Origin of the sequence: Rhodococcus sp. DMU1 (assembly GCF_012272955.1) — a bacterium.
GTDB classification, from domain to species: Bacteria; Actinomycetota; Actinomycetes; order Mycobacteriales; family Mycobacteriaceae; genus Rhodococcus; species Rhodococcus aetherivorans.
Genome location: NZ_CP050952.1, coordinates 1,255,056 through 1,272,557, shown reverse-complemented (window position 1 = coordinate 1,272,557; position 17,502 = coordinate 1,255,056). Strand labels below are relative to the sequence as shown.

The window sequence follows — 17,502 nt, the reverse complement described above, 5'->3', positions numbered from 1 at the left end:
CGAAGGTGAACGCGACGTGAACGCGAAAAGTACACCTGCAGTCCGTATGGTCGACGTCACACGACATTCACGGGCCGGACTCGTTCGGTACGTGCTCCGCTCACGCTCTCGCGTATGCGAGGTCCACGTGGAATCGCTCGAATCCGAGCCGGCCGTAGGTGCGCAGCGCGGCGTCGTTGTCGCCTTCGACGTACAGCAGCACCGCGCCGAGCCCGCGTTCCCGCAGATACCGCAACCCGGCGAGCGTGAGCAGCCGGCCGAGACCGCGCCCCTGCGCCCCGGGATCGATGCCCACCACGTACACCTCCCCGATCGCCGGCTGGTCCGCCGTGGCGGCGTGCACCTTCGTCCAGTGGAAGCCGAGGAGCCGGTCCGGGTCCTGCTCGTCGAAGGCGAGGAACACCCCGGCCGGGTCGAACCAGGACTCGCTGCGGCGCTGCGCGACGTCGCGCTCGGTCCAGCGGCCCTGCTCGGGGTGCCACGCGAAGGCGGCGGCATTGACCCGCAGCAGTTCCGCGTCGTCCTCGGGTCCGCGGTAGGTCCGCAGGATCAGCCCGTCGGGGACCTGCAGGGCCGGCAGCTCGGGCTCCCCGAGGGGGCGCCGCAGCTGCAGGAGTTCCCGGACCGGGGTCAGGCCGAGCCGCGCCGCGAGCGCCCGCGCGGACTCGAGGTCGCCGTGTGCCCACACCCGGGTGCCGGCACCACCGGCGTCGAGGGCCGCGGCGACGAGCCGCGACCCCACGCCGCGGCGGCGGTGCGGCGGATCGACGACCACCTCGGCCATCGCCGGGTGCTCCCCGTGACCGGGGACCAGATTGGCGTAGCCGACGATCGCGGCGGCATCGACGGCCACCAGGTGCCGGACGTCGCCGTCGCCGGTGAGGGAGTGCAGCACCTGCTCGGACACGGGGGCCGTTCCGTCGGCGGCGTGGGCGCGGGCGACGAGCGCCCGCACCTCGGCGGCCTGCTCGGCGGACAGTCGGCTGACGAATTCCACGACGGCGAGCCTAGTCCGCTAGTTCGGCGTCCTCGAACTCGATGGTGGTGGAGCCGCCCTTCCCGGTCTTGGTGGTGGGCCGCACCGCCTTGTAGCCGACATTGCGGACCGTGCCGATCAGGGACTCGTACTCGGGGCCGAGCTTGGCGCGCAGGCGCCGCACGTGCACATCGACGGTGCGGGTGCCGCCGAAGAAGTCGTAACCCCAGACCTCCTGCAGCAGTTGCGCGCGGGTGAACACCCGGCCGGCGTGCTGCGCGAGGTACTTGAGGAGCTCGAACTCCTTGTACGTCAGGTCGAGGGGGCGGCCACGCAGGCGAGCGGTGTAGGTGCCCTCGTCGATCGAGAGCTCCCCGAGGGTGATCTTGCCGGTGTTCTCGGGGCCCGCCGCACCGCCGGACCGGCCGACCAGCAATCGCAGCCGCGCGTCCAGCTCGGCGGGGCCGGTGGTGGTCAGCAGGATGTCGTCCAGCCCCCACTCCGGGTTCACCGCCACCAGGCCGCCCTCGGTGAGCACGGCGACGACCGGTATTGCCGACCCGGTGCTGCCGAGCAGCCGGCACAGGCCGCGGGCCGCGGCCAGGTCCGTGCGGGCGTCGACAATGGCGATGTCCGCGGAACCGGCCTCGAGGAGCGAGGACACCTCGGTCGGTGCCGGGCGCACCGAGTGCGCGAGCAACGACAGCGAGGGCAGGACCGCGTCCGGGTTGGGGTCGGAGGTCAGCAGCAACAGCTCCACCGTGCCTCCATTCTTCGCGGGCTGCGCGAAACTCGTGTAAACGACGCGCTACAGATTAACGCCACGACGGCGTTCACCGGGCAACCGCACTCGGGAAGCGGCGCGAGCCGTCCGTCACAATGGTGCGGTGCGCAAACTCATCCTCGCTCTCGTGACGCTCGTCGGAGTCGCGCTCCTGATCGATTTCGGCGCCGCGGCGTGGTCCGAGTACCGGGTCTCGCGGGCGCTGCGGGAGGGTGGGGCGCTGACGGCGGACCCGGCGGTGACCATCCACGGATTCCCGTTCCTGACCCAGGCCCGGGCGGGCCGCTACGAGAACGTGGAGATCCGGGCGCAGGGCGTGCCCAGCGGGACGCTCGGCGACATCACGATCGAGGCCAACCTGATCGGTGCCCATGCGGCCGCGGGCGAGCTGCTCGACGGTTCGATCCGCTCGGTGCCGGTGGACCTGCTGTACGGGCGCGTGATGATCGACGCGACCGAGCTCGGTCAGCTCTACGGCATTCCCGACCTGCAGGTGTCCGCTCCCCCGGCCGACAAGTCCGACGGCACCGGCGGGTCCGGCGGCTCCGGACGCACCACCGCGGGCGGGGTCGTCCTCACCGGCACGGTTCCGGTCGGCCCGGTCTCCGCGGAGGTCAGCGTCCAGGCGGACCTGCTGCTCGAGGGCGACACGGTGCGCATCGTCGCGTCGGACCTGTACTTCGGCCCGGAGGGACAGGCGGACTTCACCGTGCCGGATCCGCTGAAGCCGGCGGTGCTGGGCCTGTTCACCACCACGATCGAACCCCAGAACCTGCCGTTCGGGGTGCGCCCGACCGCGGTCGAGGCCCGCGGCTCGACGATCGTGATCGAGGGCGAGGCGCACCAGACCACGATCGACCTCGAGGAGGTTCAGCGCCTGTGACCGCCGTCGTCGTACTGCTGGTGGTGGTGGCTGCCGCCCTGATCACCGGGACCGTCCTGCGGGCCCGCGCGGGCAAGGTCCGCGCCGTCGCGGCCGCCCCCGCGCCGGGGCCCGGCCCCCTGCTGGCCGCGGTGGGCGTGGGCACCGGCAGTGCGCCGGTGGTGCTGCACTTCTCCGCCGACTGGTGCGGACCGTGCGCCGCGGTGCGCCGGGTCGTCGCTCAGGTGGTCGCCGACCTCGCGGCCACCGGCGACGGGCTGCCGGCACCCCGCGACCTCGAACTGGACATCGACGAGAACCCGCAGTTGGCAAGGGAACTCGGCGTGCTGTCGCTGCCGACGACGTTCCTGTTCGACGCCGCCGGCACCGAAAGGTACCGGGTTTCGGGGGTGCCGGCCGCGGCGGACCTGCGGGCCGCGCTGGTGCCGCTGCGCACCCCCTGGGCCCCGATCCGTCGAGACGTCGGCTAAGCTGCCTGCCGTGTCGACCTGCCGAGAGCTCATGCTCACCCGACGCCGCACAGTCGATCTGTGCCGCCTCGGCGGCTTCTGCTGTACCTGCTGCTGATCACCCCGGCCGAGACGCCCGACCGTCTCCGCGGCATCCGCTGCCGTCACCGGTGTGATCCCCGCGGTTGCCACCGCGACGGTTCGCCCCCATGCGTCCCCTCCCAGCAGGAGCACCCCTCATGTCCACCACCGCCCCCGCCGCCCGCCAGGGTCAGCAGGTAGACGTCCGCGGCCCCCGGTTCGCGGCGTGGATCACCACCGCCGTCCTCGTCGTCGTCCTGGCCGTCGCGACGGTCTCGACGACGGTGGCCGGCGTACTGCTCGCCGTCCAGACCGCGGTGTTCGCGGCCGGTGCAGCCCTCGGCCCGCGCCGCAGCCCCTACGGCCTGCTCTTCGCGCGGCTCGTCGCGCCCCGGCTGGGCGCGCCCACCGAGAAGGAACCGGTCGCCCCGCTGCGGTTCGCGCAGCTCGTCGGGTTCGTGTTCGCCGCCGTGGGCACCTTCGGATTCCTCCTCGGCGCCGACCTCGCAGGTCTCGTCGCCACCGGGTTCGCGCTGTTCGCCGCGCTGCTCAACGCCGCGTTCGGGGTGTGCCTCGGTTGCGCGATCTACCCGCTCGTGGCCAGGTTCCGGGCCGTCGCCGCCTGACCACCGTTCCCTCCGCACCGTTCCACTCGACCGAGAGTGTCAACACCGAAAGGAAACCCCATGGCTCGCTCCGACGTCCTGGTCTCAGCAGACTGGGCAGAGCAGAACCTTCACGCACCGAAGACCGTGTTCATCGAGGTCGACGAGGACACCGCAGCCTACGACGGCGGGCACATCGAGGGCGCGATCAAGCTCGACTGGCGTAAGGACCTGCAGGACGGCGTCCGTCGCGACTTCCTGAACCGGGAGCAGTTCTCCGCCCTGTTGTCCGCGAAGGGCGTCGCCGACGACGACACCGTCGTGCTCTACGGCGGCAACAACAACTGGTTCGCCGCCTACGCGTACTGGTACTTCAAGTTCTACGGGCACCGGGACGTCAAGCTCATCGACGGTGGCCGCAAGAAGTGGGAGCTCGACGGACGCCCGCTGTCCAAGGACGAGGTCACCCGCCCGGCCACCGAGTACAAGGCGCAGGAGCCGGACTACTCGATCCGCGCCTTCCGCGACGAGGTGATCGACGCGATCGGCACCAAGAACATCATCGACGTCCGCTCCCCCGACGAGTTCTCCGGCCGGATCCTCGCCCCGGCCCACCTGCCGCAGGAGCAGGCCCAGCAGCGCGGCCACGTCCCGGGTGCGATCAACATCCCGTGGAGCACCACCGCCAACGAGGACGGCACCTTCAAGTCGGACGACGACCTCGAGGCCCTCTACCGGGCGAAGGGCTTCGACGACAGCCGCGAGACCATCGCCTACTGCCGGATCGGTGAGCGCTCGAGCCACACCTGGTTCGTGCTGCAGGAGATCCTCGGCAAGAAGAACGTCAAGAACTACGACGGCAGCTGGGTCGAATACGGCTCGCTCGTCGGAGCCCCGATCGAGTTGGAGGTTCGCTGACCATGTGTGGTGCACCCGTTCAGTCCCAGACCCTGCCCGCGGGCGTCGACGTCGAGAAGGAGACGGTCCTGACCGGCCGTGTCGTCGACGCCGACGGCCAGCCGGTCGGCGGTGCCTTCGTGCGCCTGCTCGACGGCACCGGTGAGTTCACCGCCGAGGTCGTCGCCTCCGGCACCGGTGACTTCCGCTTCTTCGCCGCGCCCGGCGACTGGAAGGTCCGCGCGTTGTCCGGCCGTGGCAACGGTGACGTCGCCGTGAGCCCGGCCGCCCCCGGCGTCCACCACGTCGAGGTCACGGTCGCGAAGTAGCAGACCGTTCGGCGGGCCCGTTCCTCCGGGAACGGGCCCGCCGTCGTCCGTGGTCAGTTCTGCGGCTGCCGGTCCGTCCGTTCGGCGTCGGCGAGCGCGACGATCCAGTCGACGATCCGCTCACTGTCCGAGTACCAGGGATCGTGCGGGTTCGTGTTCCAGTAGCCGATGTGCTGGATGAAGCCCAGCAGGAGGTACGGCTCGAGAAACAGGTCGACGATGCCGCTGTTGTCGTCGGCGAAGCCGGCTCCCTCGGCGCGCAGCTTCTCCACCACGACCGGCCGGCCCGGTCCCAAGGCCCAGTCGAGAATCTCCCGCATCCGTTCGGGGCTCACATCGGCGCTCGGGTCCACCGGGTACGTCGTGTCGACGACCTTGCGCAGCACGTCGAGGAGGGATTCGCCGGACTCCCACCAGTCGTCGCGGGTGACGATGTGGGCGGCCGCGCGGGCCGCCGTCACCGCCAGCGCACCGCCCAGGTCGCCGACGGTCTGCAACGGGTTCAGCAGCGTGAACCGCATCTGTCCGAGCACGCCGAGGACCAGTTCGAGCACCGCGATGTCCTCGGGTGCGTCGCACGCGACGTCGTAACGCCGGCACGAGTACACGACCCGGTCGGCCAGCGCCCCGTAGTCGGCGGGTTCCGAGGACATGAACCCGCCACCGGGCGGACCGGGCTCGCCCATCGAGTCGACCCCCGCCGGCCGGTACGGGTCACCGACGAGGACGACCCCGGCGATGTCGTCCGGTGCGACGTGGGCGTCGGCGGGCCGGTGCCCGAGTTCGCGGCTCACCCGTTCGATCACCTCGGCGCCGACGCTGTAGCCGACGAGCGCGAACCGGGTGCGCTCCCCGCAGGCGCTCTTGCGTTCGTCGAGGATGCGGTTGGTCGACGCGACGCCCGCCGCCACCGAGTCCTGATAGGTCGGCACGTCCTCGAACAGGCCCAGGCCGTAGGTGGCCGGGTACGGCACGTACATCCAGCCGATCGAGCCCGGACGGTCCGCGGTGGCCTCGCCGGCCGGGACCGTCACGTTGCCCACCCAGTTCGACCACAGCTGTCGCGACTCCTCGACCACGGGATCGCGGCCGGCCTCGGAGTCGGTGGCGCCGGAGACCGCGACGATCAGCAGGTCGGGGCACTCCAGGGCGTAGTTGTCGGGGTGGACGGCGGGCCCGGACGAACCGCTGCTCGACCCCGTCCCGGGGGCGGCGACCGCGACGGGCACGGTCAGGGACAGGGTCGCGAGCGCCGCAACAGCCGGCAGCAGCAGACGGATGGGGCGCACACGACCTCCGAGTCGGACTTTCCGGACGAAAGGGCCCACACGGCCCACTGCACGGTACTATCCCGCGCGCCGCACTGCGCGCCCGGTGGGGACGTCGGTTTTCGCGCTCTCCGGGCGCCGTCTAGGATATGGCCGTGGTCATCTTCTTCGAAGCTCTCCTTGTCCTGGCGGCCGTGCTCATCACGTGGTTCGCGGTGTACGTCCTCTACCGTCTGGTGACCGATCAGCCGTGAGTGCCGAGTCCGGTGAGGAACGGGAGGTCGTCCGCGGGAGCGGCGACAAGGCGGTCGCGGACGCCCTCGAACGGGCCAAGGCGACTGCCGACAAGAACGTCCCGATCCTGAGCGGCCTGCCCGTCCCCGACGACACCGCAAACCTGCGCCTCGGCCCGGACATGCATCCGGAGCTGTTGGCGCTGCTGCCCATGGTGGGCGTGTGGCGCGGGGAGGGCGAGGGCAACGATCCCCGCACCGGCGACTACCGCTTCGGCCAGCAGATCGTGGTCACCCACGACGGCGGCAACTACCTCGTGTGGGAGGCCCGTTCGTGGCGCCTCGACGAGGAGGGCGGTTACCGCGGCCCGGACCGGCGGGAGAGCGGATTCTGGCGGGTCTCCGGCACCGGCGCGCCCGGCAGCGAGGATCCGGAAACCCTCGAGCTGCTCCTCAATCACAGCTCCGGCGTCGTCGAGCTGTACTACGGCACCGCCCTGACCCAGTCGTCCTGGGAGCTGGCGACCGACGTGGTGATCCGAAGCCAGTCCGGCGAGGTGGTCGGCGGCGCCAAGCGCCTGTACGGCATCGTCGAGGGCGGCGATCTCGCCTACGTCGAGGAACGCGTCACCGCGGACGGGGAACTGCAGCCGCACATGTCCGCGCGGCTGGCACGCTACATCGGCTGACCGCCCGGCACTCCTTCGGAACCGCCCTCCGGGCACGCGGCCCGTTCCGCCGGTCCCCGAGCCGAGGGACGTGGTCGCGCGGCCCGCGCACGGCCTCCGCCCACGGACGCGAACGGCCCCCGAGCGACGGACGCGAACGGCCCCCGAGCGCTACGCCGGGACGGATCGTCTCGGCGATTCCCGGTCGGACGGACCGGGAGGCTCGGGGGCCGGGTGACTGCGTGGTATTCGCCGGCCGCTGCAGCGGTCGACAATCCCGTCGTCGATGACAGCGGCTAGCGCGCAGCCACCTCACGTGTCCGATACTTCAATTCAGACCACCTCCTTTCTCGTGTACGCCCGAAAGTACGCCCCGCTCAGACCGCGGGCAACGAGTTTTTCCCCAGGCGAACGACGAGGTCGGCCGCGGTGTCGCCGGGCAGTTGGTGCGTGACGACGACGACGGTGCGCTCGGGCGCGACGAATCCGGCGTCCCGGTCCAGCAGCAGCCGCTGCAACTGCGCACCGTCGACGGCGTCGAGATGCTCGGTCGGCTCGTCGAGCAGCAGCACCCGTGCGGGGGACACGAGGGCCCGCGCGAGCAGCAACCGGCGCCGCTGGCCCCCGGAGACAGCCCGCGCACCGCCGGCCAGGGTGCTGTGCAGTCCGTCGGGAAGCCCGGCCACCCACTCCCCCAGCCCGACGTCGCCGAGCACGTCCAGCGCCTCGGCCTCGGTGAGGTCGCCGCGGGCCACCCGCAGGTTCTCCAGCACGGACGTCTCGAACAGGTGGGCGTCCTCGGCGAAGAATCCGGCCTTCTGCCGCAGGGCAGCCGGTTCGAGCTCGGCGAGCGGCACGCCGCCGAGGGTGACCGTCCCGGCGACGGGCTCGAGCAACCCCGCGAGGGTCATCAGTGTGCTGGTCTTGCCGCTGCCGCTGCTCCCGACGAGGGCGACGCGCGCGCCGGGTGGCAGGTCGAGCGTGAGGGGCCCGGCGTCCCGTCCGCCGGGCCAGCCGCTGCGCAGATCGACGGCACGCAGGTGGCACGGTTCCGCGACGGGCCGGGTGCCGTGCGGCACCGGCCGGTCGGCGCGGTCGAGCAGGTCGACGACGCGGCGCGCCGCGATCCGGGCGCGGGTGAGGGTGACGGCCGCGCCGGGCAGCGCCGCGCCGGCTTCGAACGCGGACAGGGGCAGCAACACGAGGATCCCGAGGGACATCGGGCTCATCCCGCCCTCGGCGAAGACCGCGATGCCGACGAGCAGCGACCCCAGGACGCTCGCCCCGACCGCGAGGGGGGTGGCGGCCTCCGCGTACGCGGCGGGGACGGCCGCGCGGTCGGTGGCCCGCACCGCGTCCACGCCCGCGCGGTGCGCCCGGCCGACGGCCTGCGGGAGCAGGCCCGCGACCCGCAGCTCGGCGGCGTGGTCGAGCGCGGTGACCGCGTCGCGGGAGAACCGGACGCGGGCGGCGGCGCTGTCGGCCTCGGCGCGGGCCGCGGCGCGGGCGGACAGCCACGGGGCCGCGACGCCGGTGACGAGCAGCGCGACGGCGAGGACCGCCGCCGCGGCCGGGGAGATCAGGGCGAGCCAGCCGACGGCGGCGAGGGCGAGGACCGCGGCGACGGCGATGGGCACCAGCGCCCGGACCACCACGTCCCCGAGGGCGTCGACGTCGGCGCCGGTGCGGGCGAGCAGGTCCCCGCGGCGCAGGCCGGCGGAGGCGACCGGGTCGCCGTCGGCGAGGCGCCGGTAGAGCCGGGTGCGAGCGGCGGTGGTGCCGCGCAGCGCGGTGTCGTGGCCGGCGAGCCGCTCGAGATAGCGGAACAGGCCGCGGGAGATGCCCAGGGCCCGCACCGCGACGACGGCGACCGTCAGGTCCAGCACCGGCGGCATCTGCCACGCACGGATGATCAGCCAGGCCGACAGGCCCGCCAGCGCCAGGGCGCTGCCCAGGGTGGCGACGCCGGCGGCGACGGCGGCGGCGACCCGGCCGGGGCGCAGTTCGAGCAGCGCCATCGCGCGACGCAGATCGTTCATCACCGCTCCCCCGTGCCGGAGGTCGCGTCGCTGTGGGAGCAGACCCGGACGACGGTGTCGGCGATCGCCAGGATGCTCGGGCGGTGCGCGACGATCACCACGGTGCGTCCGCGACGGGCCAGGTCCCGCACCGTCGCCAGGACCGTGGTTTCCGTCGCGTCGTCGAGGTGGGCGGTCGGCTCGTCCAGCAGCAGCACGGGCCGGTCCGCGGCGAGGGTGCGGACGAGGGCGAGCCGTTGCCGCTGCCCGAGCGACAGCCCGCTGCCGCCGGCGCCGACGACGGTGTCCCAGCCGTCCGGGAGCTCCTCGAGCACCTCGTCGAATCCCGTTGCCGCACAGATGTCGTCGATCCCGGCGGTGGTGAGGTCCACGCCGGTGAGGCGCAGGTTGTCGGCCAGCGTACCGGGGAGCAGCACGGGCCGCTGGGGCAGCCACGCCACCTGCCCCCACCACGCGTCGTCGGCCACCACGGGACGGCCACCGACCTCGACGCGGCCCTCCACCGGCGCGGCGAGGCCGAGGACGGCGAGCAGCGCCGTCGACTTGCCCGAGCCGTTCGCTCCGGTCAGCACGGTCACGGCGCCCGGCCGGCACACGGCGTCGAGCCGGAACGGGGCGTAGCCGTCGCGGCTCGCGACGCTGAGGCCGGTCAACGTCAGTTCGGCTGCGGTGGCATCGAATTCGGCGCTCTCCGACACCGCGGTGGTCGCGGGGGCACGGTCGAGGATCGTGAAGGCGCGCTCGGCGGCGGCCTTGCCGTCCTCGGCAGCGTGGAACTTCGCGCCCACCGTGCGCAGCGGCAGATACGCCTCGGGGGCGAGGATCAGCGCGACGATGCCCGCCTCGAGGGCCATGTCGCCGTAGACGAGGCGCAGGCCGATGCTCACCGCGATCAGCGCGACGGACAGGGTGGCGAGCCATTCGAGCACGGTGCCGGACAGGAAGGCCACGCGCAGCGCCGACATGGTCGTGCGGCGGTGGTCGTCGCCGAGTTCGCGCACCTTCTGCGCCGGCCCCTGCTCGCGGCCGAGCGCGCGCAGCGTGGGCAGACCGGCGATCAGGTCGAGCAGCTGGGCCGACAGCGTCGTCATGGTGCGCAGCGTGCGGTCGGCCTTGCCCTTGGTCAGCAGCCCGATGAGGATCATGAACGCCGGGATGAGCGGCAGCGTCACGACGACGATGATCGCCGAGGTGAGGTCCTGGAAGGCGATGACCACCACGGTGATCGGGGTGAGCGTGACGGCGAGCAGCAGGGCCGGCACGTACCCGGTGAGGTACTCGGAGAGCCCGCCGAGCCCGCGGGTGAGGACGGTGGCGATCTCGTCGCGGCGTGGTTCGAGTTCGCGCGGCGGCAACCGGGTCGCCGCCGCGAGCACCTCGTGCTCGAGTTCGGCGACGACCCGGCTCGCCGAGCGGTGCGCGAACCGGGACTGCACCCACGTGACGAGGGTCCGGACGGTGACGGCCGCGGCCAGCGTCAGCAGTTCGGTCCGCCATGCGCCGAGGTCGGTGGAGCCGGTGGTGAGCACCCCGGCGAGGACCGCACCGATCGCGAGTGCGGACACGACGATCATCGCGACGTTGATCGAGGCCGTGACGACGGCGAGCGCCAGATAGCCGCGGGCGGTGGCGGAGTAACGCCACAACCGTGGGTCGATCGGCCCGCGACGCCGCGGCGCGTCCGACGCTCCGGGGGCGGAGCCGAACGGACGCACCGGGGCGTCGGCGGGCGCGGTCATTTCGTCCCGAGCGACAGGCCGATGGACTTCGGGATGTGCTTGGTGGAGATGCGCTGGCGGAACACCCAGTACGTCCACCCCTGGTAGATCAGGACCACCGGGGTGACGATCACCGCGGCCCACGTCATGACCTTCAGCGTGTACGGGCTCGACGACGCGTTCTCGATCGTCAGCGACAGGGTGTCGCCGAGCGTGGACGGCATGACGTTCGGGAACAGCGAGCCGAACAACAGGACGACGGTGCCGACGATCGCGACGGTGGTGAACACGAACGCCCAGCCCTCGCGCTCCGCGCGGGTGAGGGCGACGACGGCGAGCAGCGCGGCCGCCGCGGCGCCGACGACGAGCCACGTCCAGGTCTTGCCGTAGGCGAGTTGCGTCCACACCACGAAGACACCGGCCACGACGACCGCCGGAACGGCGAGCCGGGCGGCGAGTTTCACGGCGTCCTCGCGCACCTCGTCGGCGGACTTCAGGGCGATGAAGACCGCGCCGTGCAGCGCGAACACCAGTGCGGTGGTCGCGCCGCCGAGCAGCGCGTACGGGTTCAGCAGGTCGAAGAAGCCACCGATGTACTGCTTGTTCTCGTCGATGGCGACGCCGCGGACGATGTTCGCGAACGCCACGCCCCACAGCACGGCCGGCACCCAGGAGCCGAAGACGATGCCCCAGTCGCAGCGCCGCCGCCAGGTGGGGTCGTCGATCTTGCCGCGGTACTCGATCGCCACGACCCGGACGATGAGGCCGAGCAGGATCAGCAGCAGCGGCAGGTAGAACCCGGAGAACAGGGTCGCGTACCACTCGGGGAACGCGGCGAACATCGCGCCGCCCGCGGTGAGCAGCCACACCTCGTTGCCGTCCCACACCGGTCCGATGGTGTTGAGCAACACCCGGCGGCGGGTGTCGGCCGTCTCGGTGCGGCCCCGGCCGAGCACCGGCATCAGCATGCCGACACCGAAGTCGAAACCCTCGAGCACGAAGTACCCGGTGAACAGCACCGCGATCAGGACGAACCAGACCTCTTGAAGTCCCATGACCGATCTCCTAGTACGCGAAGGACAGCTGCTTGGGCCGGCCGGTGTCGTCGGGTTCGTCGTCGTGCTCACCCGGCGGGTGGGCGTCGTGCGGCAACGGGCCCTCGATGGTGTAGCGGCGGATCAGCCAGAACCACACGACGCCGAGCGCGCCGTAGACGACGGTGAAGGCCACCAGCGAGGCGATCACGGCGCCGGACGAGTTGTTCGACACGCCCTGGTCGACGGTGAGCCGGATCATGTCCACGCCCGTCGGGTTGGGGTGCACGACCCACGGCTGGCGTCCCATCTCCGTGAAGATCCAGCCGGCGCTGTTGGCCAGGAACGGCGTGGGGATGGCGAGGATGCTCAACCAGCCGAACCACTTCTGGTCGGGGACGCGGCCGCGGCGGGTGACCCACAGCCCGGCCAGGGCCAGCGCGGCCGAACCGGCGGCCAGGCCGATCATGGCGCGGAACGACCAGTAGGTGACGAACAGGTTGGGCCGGTAGTTGCCGGGGCCGAACTGCTCCTCGTACTGGTCCTGCAGGTCTTCGACGCCCTGCAGGGTGACGCCGGTGAACTCGCCCTGCGCGAGGTACGGCAGCACGAACGGCACCTCGAGGACGTGGATGACACCGTCGCAGTTGTTGTGCGTGCCGATCGTCAGGACCGAGAACTTGGGGTCCGTCTCGGTGTGGCACAACGACTCCGCCGACGCCATCTTCATCGGCTGCTGTTCGAACATGAGCTTCGCCTGGATGTCGCCACTGACGAAGAGCGCGACACCGGAGACGATCATGACCAGCATGCCGAGGCGGGCGGCGGGGCGGAACATCCCGCGGGCCTCGCCCTCGAGCCGGTCGGCCTCGACCGGCTCGGCCTGCGCGGCGCGCCGCATGTTGCGCACCATCCACCAGCCGGCGATGCCCGCGACGAAGGTGCCGGCGGTGAGGAACGCCCCGGCGACGGTGTGGGGGAACGCCGCGAGCGCGGTGTTGTTGGTCAGCAGTTCCCAGATGCTCGTCAGCTCCGCACGCCCGGTCTCGGGGTTGTACGTCGCGCCGACGGGGTGCTGCATGAACGAGTTGGCCGAGATGATGAAGTACGCGGAGGCGTTCACGCCGATCGCGACCAGCCAGATCGTCGCCAGGTGGAGCAGTTTCGGCAGCCGGCCCCATCCGAAGATCCACAGGCCCAGGAAGGTCGACTCGAGGAAGAACGCCACCAGGCCCTCGAGCGCCAGCGGGGCGCCGAAGACGTCCCCGACGAAGCGGGAGTATTCGCTCCAGTTCATGCCGAACTGGAACTCCTGGACGATGCCGGTGGCCACGCCGAGAGCGAAGTTGATGAGAAAGAGCTTGCCGAAGAACTTCGTCAGGCGGTACCAGTGGTCCTTCTTCGTGACCACCCACATGGTCTGCATGATCGCGATGAGCGGGGCGAGACCGATGGTCAGCGGGACGAGGATGAAGTGATAGACGGTGGTGATGCCGAACTGCCACCGGGACAGGTCCAACACATCCATGGCTACTCCGAGGTGACGCCCAGGGACAGGCTCCGAATCCGGGGCGCGGGCTCGGGGCCTCGGACTCTGTGCACAAGGGACCATCCGCCGCACGCGCCGGAGACCTTGTTACTACTAACAGTAGTAGAAGTGGACAGAAGCGTCGACGGTGTCGACCGACACATGCTTCCGATCGCGCGAGCGGCACGCCCCCGGCCGGGCCGCGGCGGCGCTCACTCGACCGCGGCGTCCACCAACGCCTCTACCTCACCGACCAGGGCACGGCGGGACAGGGCGTGCCCGTCGAGGGTGTGCACCCGCGCCGCCAGAGCAACGCTCGAGACGAGCCAAACACCTTCCGCCACAACAAGATCCGCAGGACGGACCGGCTCGTACCGCACCACGAAATTGTGGTCGCCCGCGACGTCGAACAGCGCCTGCTGCGTGGTGCCGGGCAGGATCCCCTGCTCCGGCGGCGGAGTGATGAGCGTGCGGCCGCGCGCAATGAGGACCGACGAACGTGGCCCCTCCAACACGTACCCCTCGCTGCTGATGTAGATCACATCGTCGGCGCCGAGCGACTCGGCGTGCCGCAGCGCCGCCATGTTCGTCGCGTAGGACAGGGTCTTGGCCCCGAGCAGCTGCCACGGCGCCTTCGACGCGAGATCCACCGAGTAGCCGCGCTCGAGCGTCACCACGGACACCCCGTCCTTGCGGGCCTTGTACACCCGTTCGGCCACCGGCGTCAGCAACAGGAACGCGGTCGGTTCACTCCCGCCCTCCCGGCCGCGGGTGTACACCAGGCGCAACGCCCCCTCCCGCTCCGCGTCCCACTGCTCGATCGCGACCTCGATCGCCAGCCGCCAGTCGTCGCGCTCGGGGGCCGGCAGTCCCGCCGCCGCGGCGGACGACACGAGCCGGCTCAGGTGCTGTTCGACGGTGCGGGCCCGCCCGCCACGCACGAGGAGCGTCTCGAACACCCCGTCGCCGCGCAGCACCCCGATGTCGTCCGCGTGCAGCAGCGGCACATCCGCGTCCCGAACCTCGCCGTCCAGCGTCACCAGCACCCGCTCAGCCATGCGCACACCCTATCCATTCCTCCCGGTACAGACCCGCGCTCCTAGACTGGTGTCGTGGCCGACACTCCCTCCGTGACCGACAGCCCACTCCTTGCCCGCCCCGGCGCCGTCCCTGCGCCGGCCGGCACCCCCGACGCGGGACTGCCGTGGCACTACGGCGACCCGTTCGGTGAACAGCGCGCCGCCCTCACCGGCGTGGCCGTCGTCGACCGCTCGACCCGGTTCGTCGTCGCCGTTCCCGGCGAGGAGCGCCTGAGCTGGCTGCACACCATCTCGAGCCAGCACGTCGCGCAGCTGCGCGACGGCACCTCGGCGGAGAACCTCAGCCTCGATGCGCAGGGCCGCGTCGAGCACCACTTCGTGCAGACCGATCTCGACGGCGTCACCTGGATCGACACCGAGCCGCAGCGAGGACCGGACCTGCTCGCGTTCCTCACCAAGATGGTGTTCTGGTCCAAGGCCGAGCCGCGGGACGGCAACGAACTGGCCGTGCTCACCCTGCTCGGTCCGCACGCCGGCGATGCCGCCGTCCTGGCCGCGCTGGGCATCGACGCCCTGCCCGCCGACGTCTACGCCGCGGCCGCGCTGCCCGGGGGCGGGCTCGTCCGGCGCATGCCCTGGCCCACCGACGACGCCTGGGACCTTCTCGTGCCCCGGGAACGGCTCGCCGACGTGTTCACCGCCCTCGTCGACGCCGGTGCCCGCCCGGCGGGCACCTGGGCGTTCGAGGCGCTGCGGGTCGTCTCGCTGCGCCCGCGCATCGGCCTCGACACCGACGAGCGCACCATCCCGCACGAGGCCCGCTGGATCGGCGGCCCGGCCGAGCGCGGCGCCGTCCATCTCGACAAGGGCTGCTACCGGGGGCAGGAGACCGTCGCGCGGGTGCACAACCTCGGCAAGCCGCCCCGGCACCTCGTCCTGCTGCACCTCGACGGTTCCGCCGAGGGCCGGCCCGAACCCGGCGACCCGGTGACCGCCGACGGTCGCGCCGTCGGCCGGGTGGGCACCGTCGTCGACCACTTCGAGCTCGGTCCCGTCGCGCTGGCCCTCGTCAAGCGGAACGTTCCCGTCGGTACGGCGCTCGTCGCCGGACCCTGCGCCGCGGCGATCGATCCGGACTCGGTGCCCGACGACGCCGCCGTGCAGGCCGGCCGGCTCGCCGTGGAACGGCTCCGCGGGCGGTGAGCCACCCGTACGTCCCGACCGGCCGGGTCGAGGCGGTCTGCGTGGTGCACGCCGTCCGCCACAGCGGCACCCGCCGCGTTCCGTACACCGCCATCGACAAGCGGCCCGTGCCCGGGCCCGTGCCGGTCCGGCAGCTCGGCCTGCACGGCGACCGGCAGTGCGACACCGCCCACCACGGCGGCCGCCACAAGGCCGTCTACGCGTACGCCGAGGACGAGGTGCGCCGCTGGGCCGACGAGCTCGGCCGCGAACTGCCCGCGGGTTGGTTCGGCGAGAACCTGCGCGTGAGCGGGATCGCCACGTCGGATGCCGTGATCGGCGAGCGCTGGCGGATCGGCTCCGCCGGCCTGCTCCTCGAAGTCACCGGACCGCGCACCCCGTGCGGCACGTTCGGGGTGTGGGCGCAGGAACCGGGCTGGGTGAAGCGGTTCGCGGCCCGCGGCGACACCGGCGCGTACCTGAAGGTGATCGTCGAGGGCCCGGTCGAGGCGGGCGACGGGATCACCGTCGTGCACGTGCCCGAGCACGGGGTGACCGTGCGGGAGCTGTTCACCGGCCGGGACCCGGCGCGGATCGCGGTGATGCTCGAACGGCAGGCCGACTTGTCCCCTAGTGTCGCCGACAAGGCTCGCAGACGAGTCGCCGGACGAGAGGTGCAGGTGGAGTATTGAGCGTCGAACTCGTGGAAGTGGTGCGGTCCGGATTCCGCGAATGCGTGCACCGCGGCTCGCTCGTCGTGGTCGGGCCGGACGGTGAGGTGCGGATCGCCCTCGGAGAGATCCACACGCCCGTCTACCCGCGTTCGTCGAACAAGCCGCTGCAGGCGGTGGCCCTGCTGCGCCACGGATTCGTGCCCCGGTCGACGGAGGAACTGGCCATCGCGACGGCCTCCCACGAGGGCGAGGAGGATCACGTCCGGCTCGTGCACGCGCTGCTCGCCGGGCACGGGTTCACCGAGGACGACCTGCAGTGCCCGCCGGACCTGCCGGGCAACGAACCGGCCCGCGCGACGATCGTCGCGGCCGGCCGCCCACGGCGGACGGTGTACATGAACTGCTCCGGCAAGCACGCGGCGATGCTCGCGACGTGCGCCGCGAACGGCTGGCCCGTCCGCGCCGAGCAGGACGAGCCGGGCTACCTCGACTCCGCCCATCCGCTGCAGCAGGCGGTGGTCGAGACGATCCTCGAACTCGCTGGCGACGTGGAGGACACCGATCTCGGAATCGACGGGTGCGGCCTGCCGATCGTGCCGCTACCGCTGTTCAACCTCGCCCGCGCCTATTCGCGGCTGGCGACGGCCGCGCCCGGGACGCCGGAACGGGCCGTCGCCGACGCGATCCGGCGTCATCCGCACCTCGTCTCGGGCAGCGGCAAGGACGACGCCCGGCTGATGCCCGCGGTGCCGGGGCTGCTGTGCAAGGCCGGCGCGGACGGCGTGCACGCGGGCGCCCTGCCGGACGGCACCGCGTTCGCCCTCAAGATCGACGACGGCCACGAGCGGGCCCGGCTCCCCCTCACGGCCGCCCTGCTGCACCACCTCGGCGTGACGTGGTCCGAGGACCACGCGGACCTCGCCTCGCAGCCGGTGCTCGGCGGCGGCATCCGGGTCGGCACGGTGCGGGCGATCCCCGGGGTGCTCTGAGCGCCACCGGTACCGCATTTGCCCAGGTCGCCTGTGGGTGAGACCAATCGGACACTGCCGCAACCAGGTGTGTGGAGGCGGAACCGACTTTTGCACGCTAGAGTGGTGGCCAGGAAAATACTCAA

17 protein-coding genes are annotated in these 17,502 nt (G+C 71.9%); 9 read left to right on the top strand and 8 right to left on the bottom strand.

Annotation, left to right across the window (positions count from 1 at the left end):
- Nucleotides 1-100 precede the first annotated feature (100 nt).
- The gene (gene mshD, locus HFP48_RS06000; protein WP_050034648.1) at nt 101-997 is read right to left on the bottom strand and encodes a mycothiol synthase; all 897 of its coding nucleotides are present in this window, start codon (nt 995-997) and stop codon (nt 101-103) included.
- A 10-nt stretch (nt 998-1,007) separates the two neighbouring features.
- Entirely contained in the window at nt 1,008-1,736 is a 729-nt protein-coding gene (locus HFP48_RS05995) for a response regulator transcription factor (RefSeq protein WP_006936407.1), read from the bottom strand.
- A gap of 127 nt (nt 1,737-1,863) precedes the next feature.
- Here HFP48_RS05995 and HFP48_RS05990 point away from each other — a divergent pair, with 127 nt between their 5' ends.
- From HFP48_RS05990 to HFP48_RS05970, 5 genes are all read left to right on the top strand, one after another.
- On the top strand, nt 1,864-2,643 hold the full coding sequence (locus HFP48_RS05990; protein WP_006936408.1) for an LmeA family phospholipid-binding protein: 780 nt from the start codon (nt 1,864-1,866) through the stop codon (nt 2,641-2,643).
- Complete coding sequence (locus tag HFP48_RS05985) at nt 2,640-3,113, top strand: thioredoxin family protein (RefSeq protein ID WP_006936409.1); 474 nt, start codon at nt 2,640-2,642, stop codon at nt 3,111-3,113. The genes HFP48_RS05990 and HFP48_RS05985 overlap by 4 nt, the downstream gene beginning before the upstream one ends.
- A gap of 218 nt (nt 3,114-3,331) precedes the next feature.
- Nucleotides 3,332-3,799, top strand: a complete 468-nt coding sequence (locus HFP48_RS05980; protein WP_029541494.1) for a DUF4395 domain-containing protein — start codon at nt 3,332-3,334, stop codon at nt 3,797-3,799.
- A gap of 60 nt (nt 3,800-3,859) precedes the next feature.
- Nucleotides 3,860-4,696 (top strand): sulfurtransferase, encoded by an 837-nt coding sequence (locus HFP48_RS05975; RefSeq protein WP_006936411.1) that lies wholly within the window; start codon nt 3,860-3,862, stop codon nt 4,694-4,696.
- A gap of 2 nt (nt 4,697-4,698) precedes the next feature.
- Nucleotides 4,699-5,004 carry a DUF1416 domain-containing protein gene (locus HFP48_RS05970; RefSeq protein ID WP_029541490.1) on the top strand — a complete coding sequence of 102 codons (306 nt, stop codon included), beginning with the start codon at nt 4,699-4,701 and terminating at the stop codon, nt 5,002-5,004.
- A 53-nt stretch (nt 5,005-5,057) separates the two neighbouring features.
- On the opposite strand, the gene HFP48_RS05965 is transcribed toward HFP48_RS05970, so the two are convergent.
- Nucleotides 5,058-6,293 (bottom strand): cutinase family protein, encoded by a 1,236-nt coding sequence (locus HFP48_RS05965; protein ID WP_168579218.1) that lies wholly within the window; start codon nt 6,291-6,293, stop codon nt 5,058-5,060.
- 229 nt (nt 6,294-6,522) lie between these two features.
- Here HFP48_RS05965 and HFP48_RS05960 point away from each other — a divergent pair, with 229 nt between their 5' ends.
- Nucleotides 6,523-7,194, top strand: coding sequence for an FABP family protein (locus tag HFP48_RS05960; RefSeq protein ID WP_029541483.1), 672 nt, complete (start codon nt 6,523-6,525; stop codon nt 7,192-7,194).
- A gap of 356 nt (nt 7,195-7,550) precedes the next feature.
- On the opposite strand, the gene cydC is transcribed toward HFP48_RS05960, so the two are convergent.
- The 5 genes from cydC to HFP48_RS05935 all read right to left on the bottom strand — a co-directional run bounded on the left by cydC (nt 7,551) and on the right by HFP48_RS05935 (nt 14,550).
- Complete coding sequence (gene cydC, locus HFP48_RS05955) at nt 7,551-9,212, bottom strand: thiol reductant ABC exporter subunit CydC (RefSeq protein WP_029541479.1); 1,662 nt, start codon at nt 9,210-9,212, stop codon at nt 7,551-7,553.
- The gene (gene cydD / locus HFP48_RS05950; protein ID WP_161995141.1) at nt 9,212-10,951 is read right to left on the bottom strand and encodes a thiol reductant ABC exporter subunit CydD; all 1,740 of its coding nucleotides are present in this window, start codon (nt 10,949-10,951) and stop codon (nt 9,212-9,214) included. The genes cydC and cydD overlap by 1 nt, the downstream gene beginning before the upstream one ends.
- Nucleotides 10,948-11,985, bottom strand: coding sequence for a cytochrome d ubiquinol oxidase subunit II (gene cydB, locus HFP48_RS05945; protein ID WP_006930194.1), 1,038 nt, complete (start codon nt 11,983-11,985; stop codon nt 10,948-10,950). Before cydB ends, cydD begins: the two co-directional genes overlap by 4 nt.
- A 10-nt stretch (nt 11,986-11,995) precedes the next feature.
- Nucleotides 11,996-13,492, bottom strand: a complete 1,497-nt coding sequence (locus HFP48_RS05940; protein ID WP_006930196.1) for a cytochrome ubiquinol oxidase subunit I — start codon at nt 13,490-13,492, stop codon at nt 11,996-11,998.
- A gap of 212 nt (nt 13,493-13,704) precedes the next feature.
- Nucleotides 13,705-14,550, bottom strand: a complete 846-nt coding sequence (locus tag HFP48_RS05935; RefSeq protein ID WP_029541472.1) for an aminodeoxychorismate lyase — start codon at nt 14,548-14,550, stop codon at nt 13,705-13,707.
- A 54-nt stretch (nt 14,551-14,604) separates the two neighbouring features.
- On the opposite strand from HFP48_RS05935, the gene HFP48_RS05930 reads away from it, so the two are divergent.
- From HFP48_RS05930 to HFP48_RS05920, 3 genes are read left to right on the top strand one after another with little or no spacing between them, the layout of a single operon-like run.
- Nucleotides 14,605-15,735 (top strand): folate-binding protein YgfZ, encoded by a 1,131-nt coding sequence (locus HFP48_RS05930; protein WP_043801598.1) that lies wholly within the window; start codon nt 14,605-14,607, stop codon nt 15,733-15,735.
- The gene (locus HFP48_RS05925; protein ID WP_006930202.1) at nt 15,732-16,406 is read left to right on the top strand and encodes an MOSC domain-containing protein; all 675 of its coding nucleotides are present in this window, start codon (nt 15,732-15,734) and stop codon (nt 16,404-16,406) included. Before HFP48_RS05930 ends, HFP48_RS05925 begins: the two co-directional genes overlap by 4 nt.
- Entirely contained in the window at nt 16,403-17,377 is a 975-nt protein-coding gene (locus HFP48_RS05920) for an asparaginase (RefSeq protein WP_168579217.1), read from the top strand. Before HFP48_RS05925 ends, HFP48_RS05920 begins: the two co-directional genes overlap by 4 nt.
- The last annotated feature ends 125 nt before the right edge of the window (nt 17,378-17,502 follow it).

Coding starts and splice junctions, on each gene's coding strand:
- HFP48_RS05980 (WP_029541494.1), top strand. CDS start 3,332: ATGTCCACCACCGCCCCCGCCGCCCGCCAGGGTCAGCAGGTAGACGTC.
- HFP48_RS05975 (WP_006936411.1), top strand. CDS start 3,860: ATGGCTCGCTCCGACGTCCTGGTCTCAGCAGACTGGGCAGAGCAGAAC.
- HFP48_RS05970 (WP_029541490.1), top strand. CDS start 4,699: ATGTGTGGTGCACCCGTTCAGTCCCAGACCCTGCCCGCGGGCGTCGAC.
- cydC (WP_029541479.1), bottom strand. CDS start 9,212: ATGAACGATCTGCGTCGCGCGATGGCGCTGCTCGAACTGCGCCCCGGC.
- cydD (WP_161995141.1), bottom strand. CDS start 10,951: ATGACCGCGCCCGCCGACGCCCCGGTGCGTCCGTTCGGCTCCGCCCCC.
- cydB (WP_006930194.1), bottom strand. CDS start 11,985: ATGGGACTTCAAGAGGTCTGGTTCGTCCTGATCGCGGTGCTGTTCACC.
- HFP48_RS05940 (WP_006930196.1), bottom strand. CDS start 13,492: ATGGATGTGTTGGACCTGTCCCGGTGGCAGTTCGGCATCACCACCGTC.
- HFP48_RS05935 (WP_029541472.1), bottom strand. CDS start 14,550: ATGGCTGAGCGGGTGCTGGTGACGCTGGACGGCGAGGTTCGGGACGCG.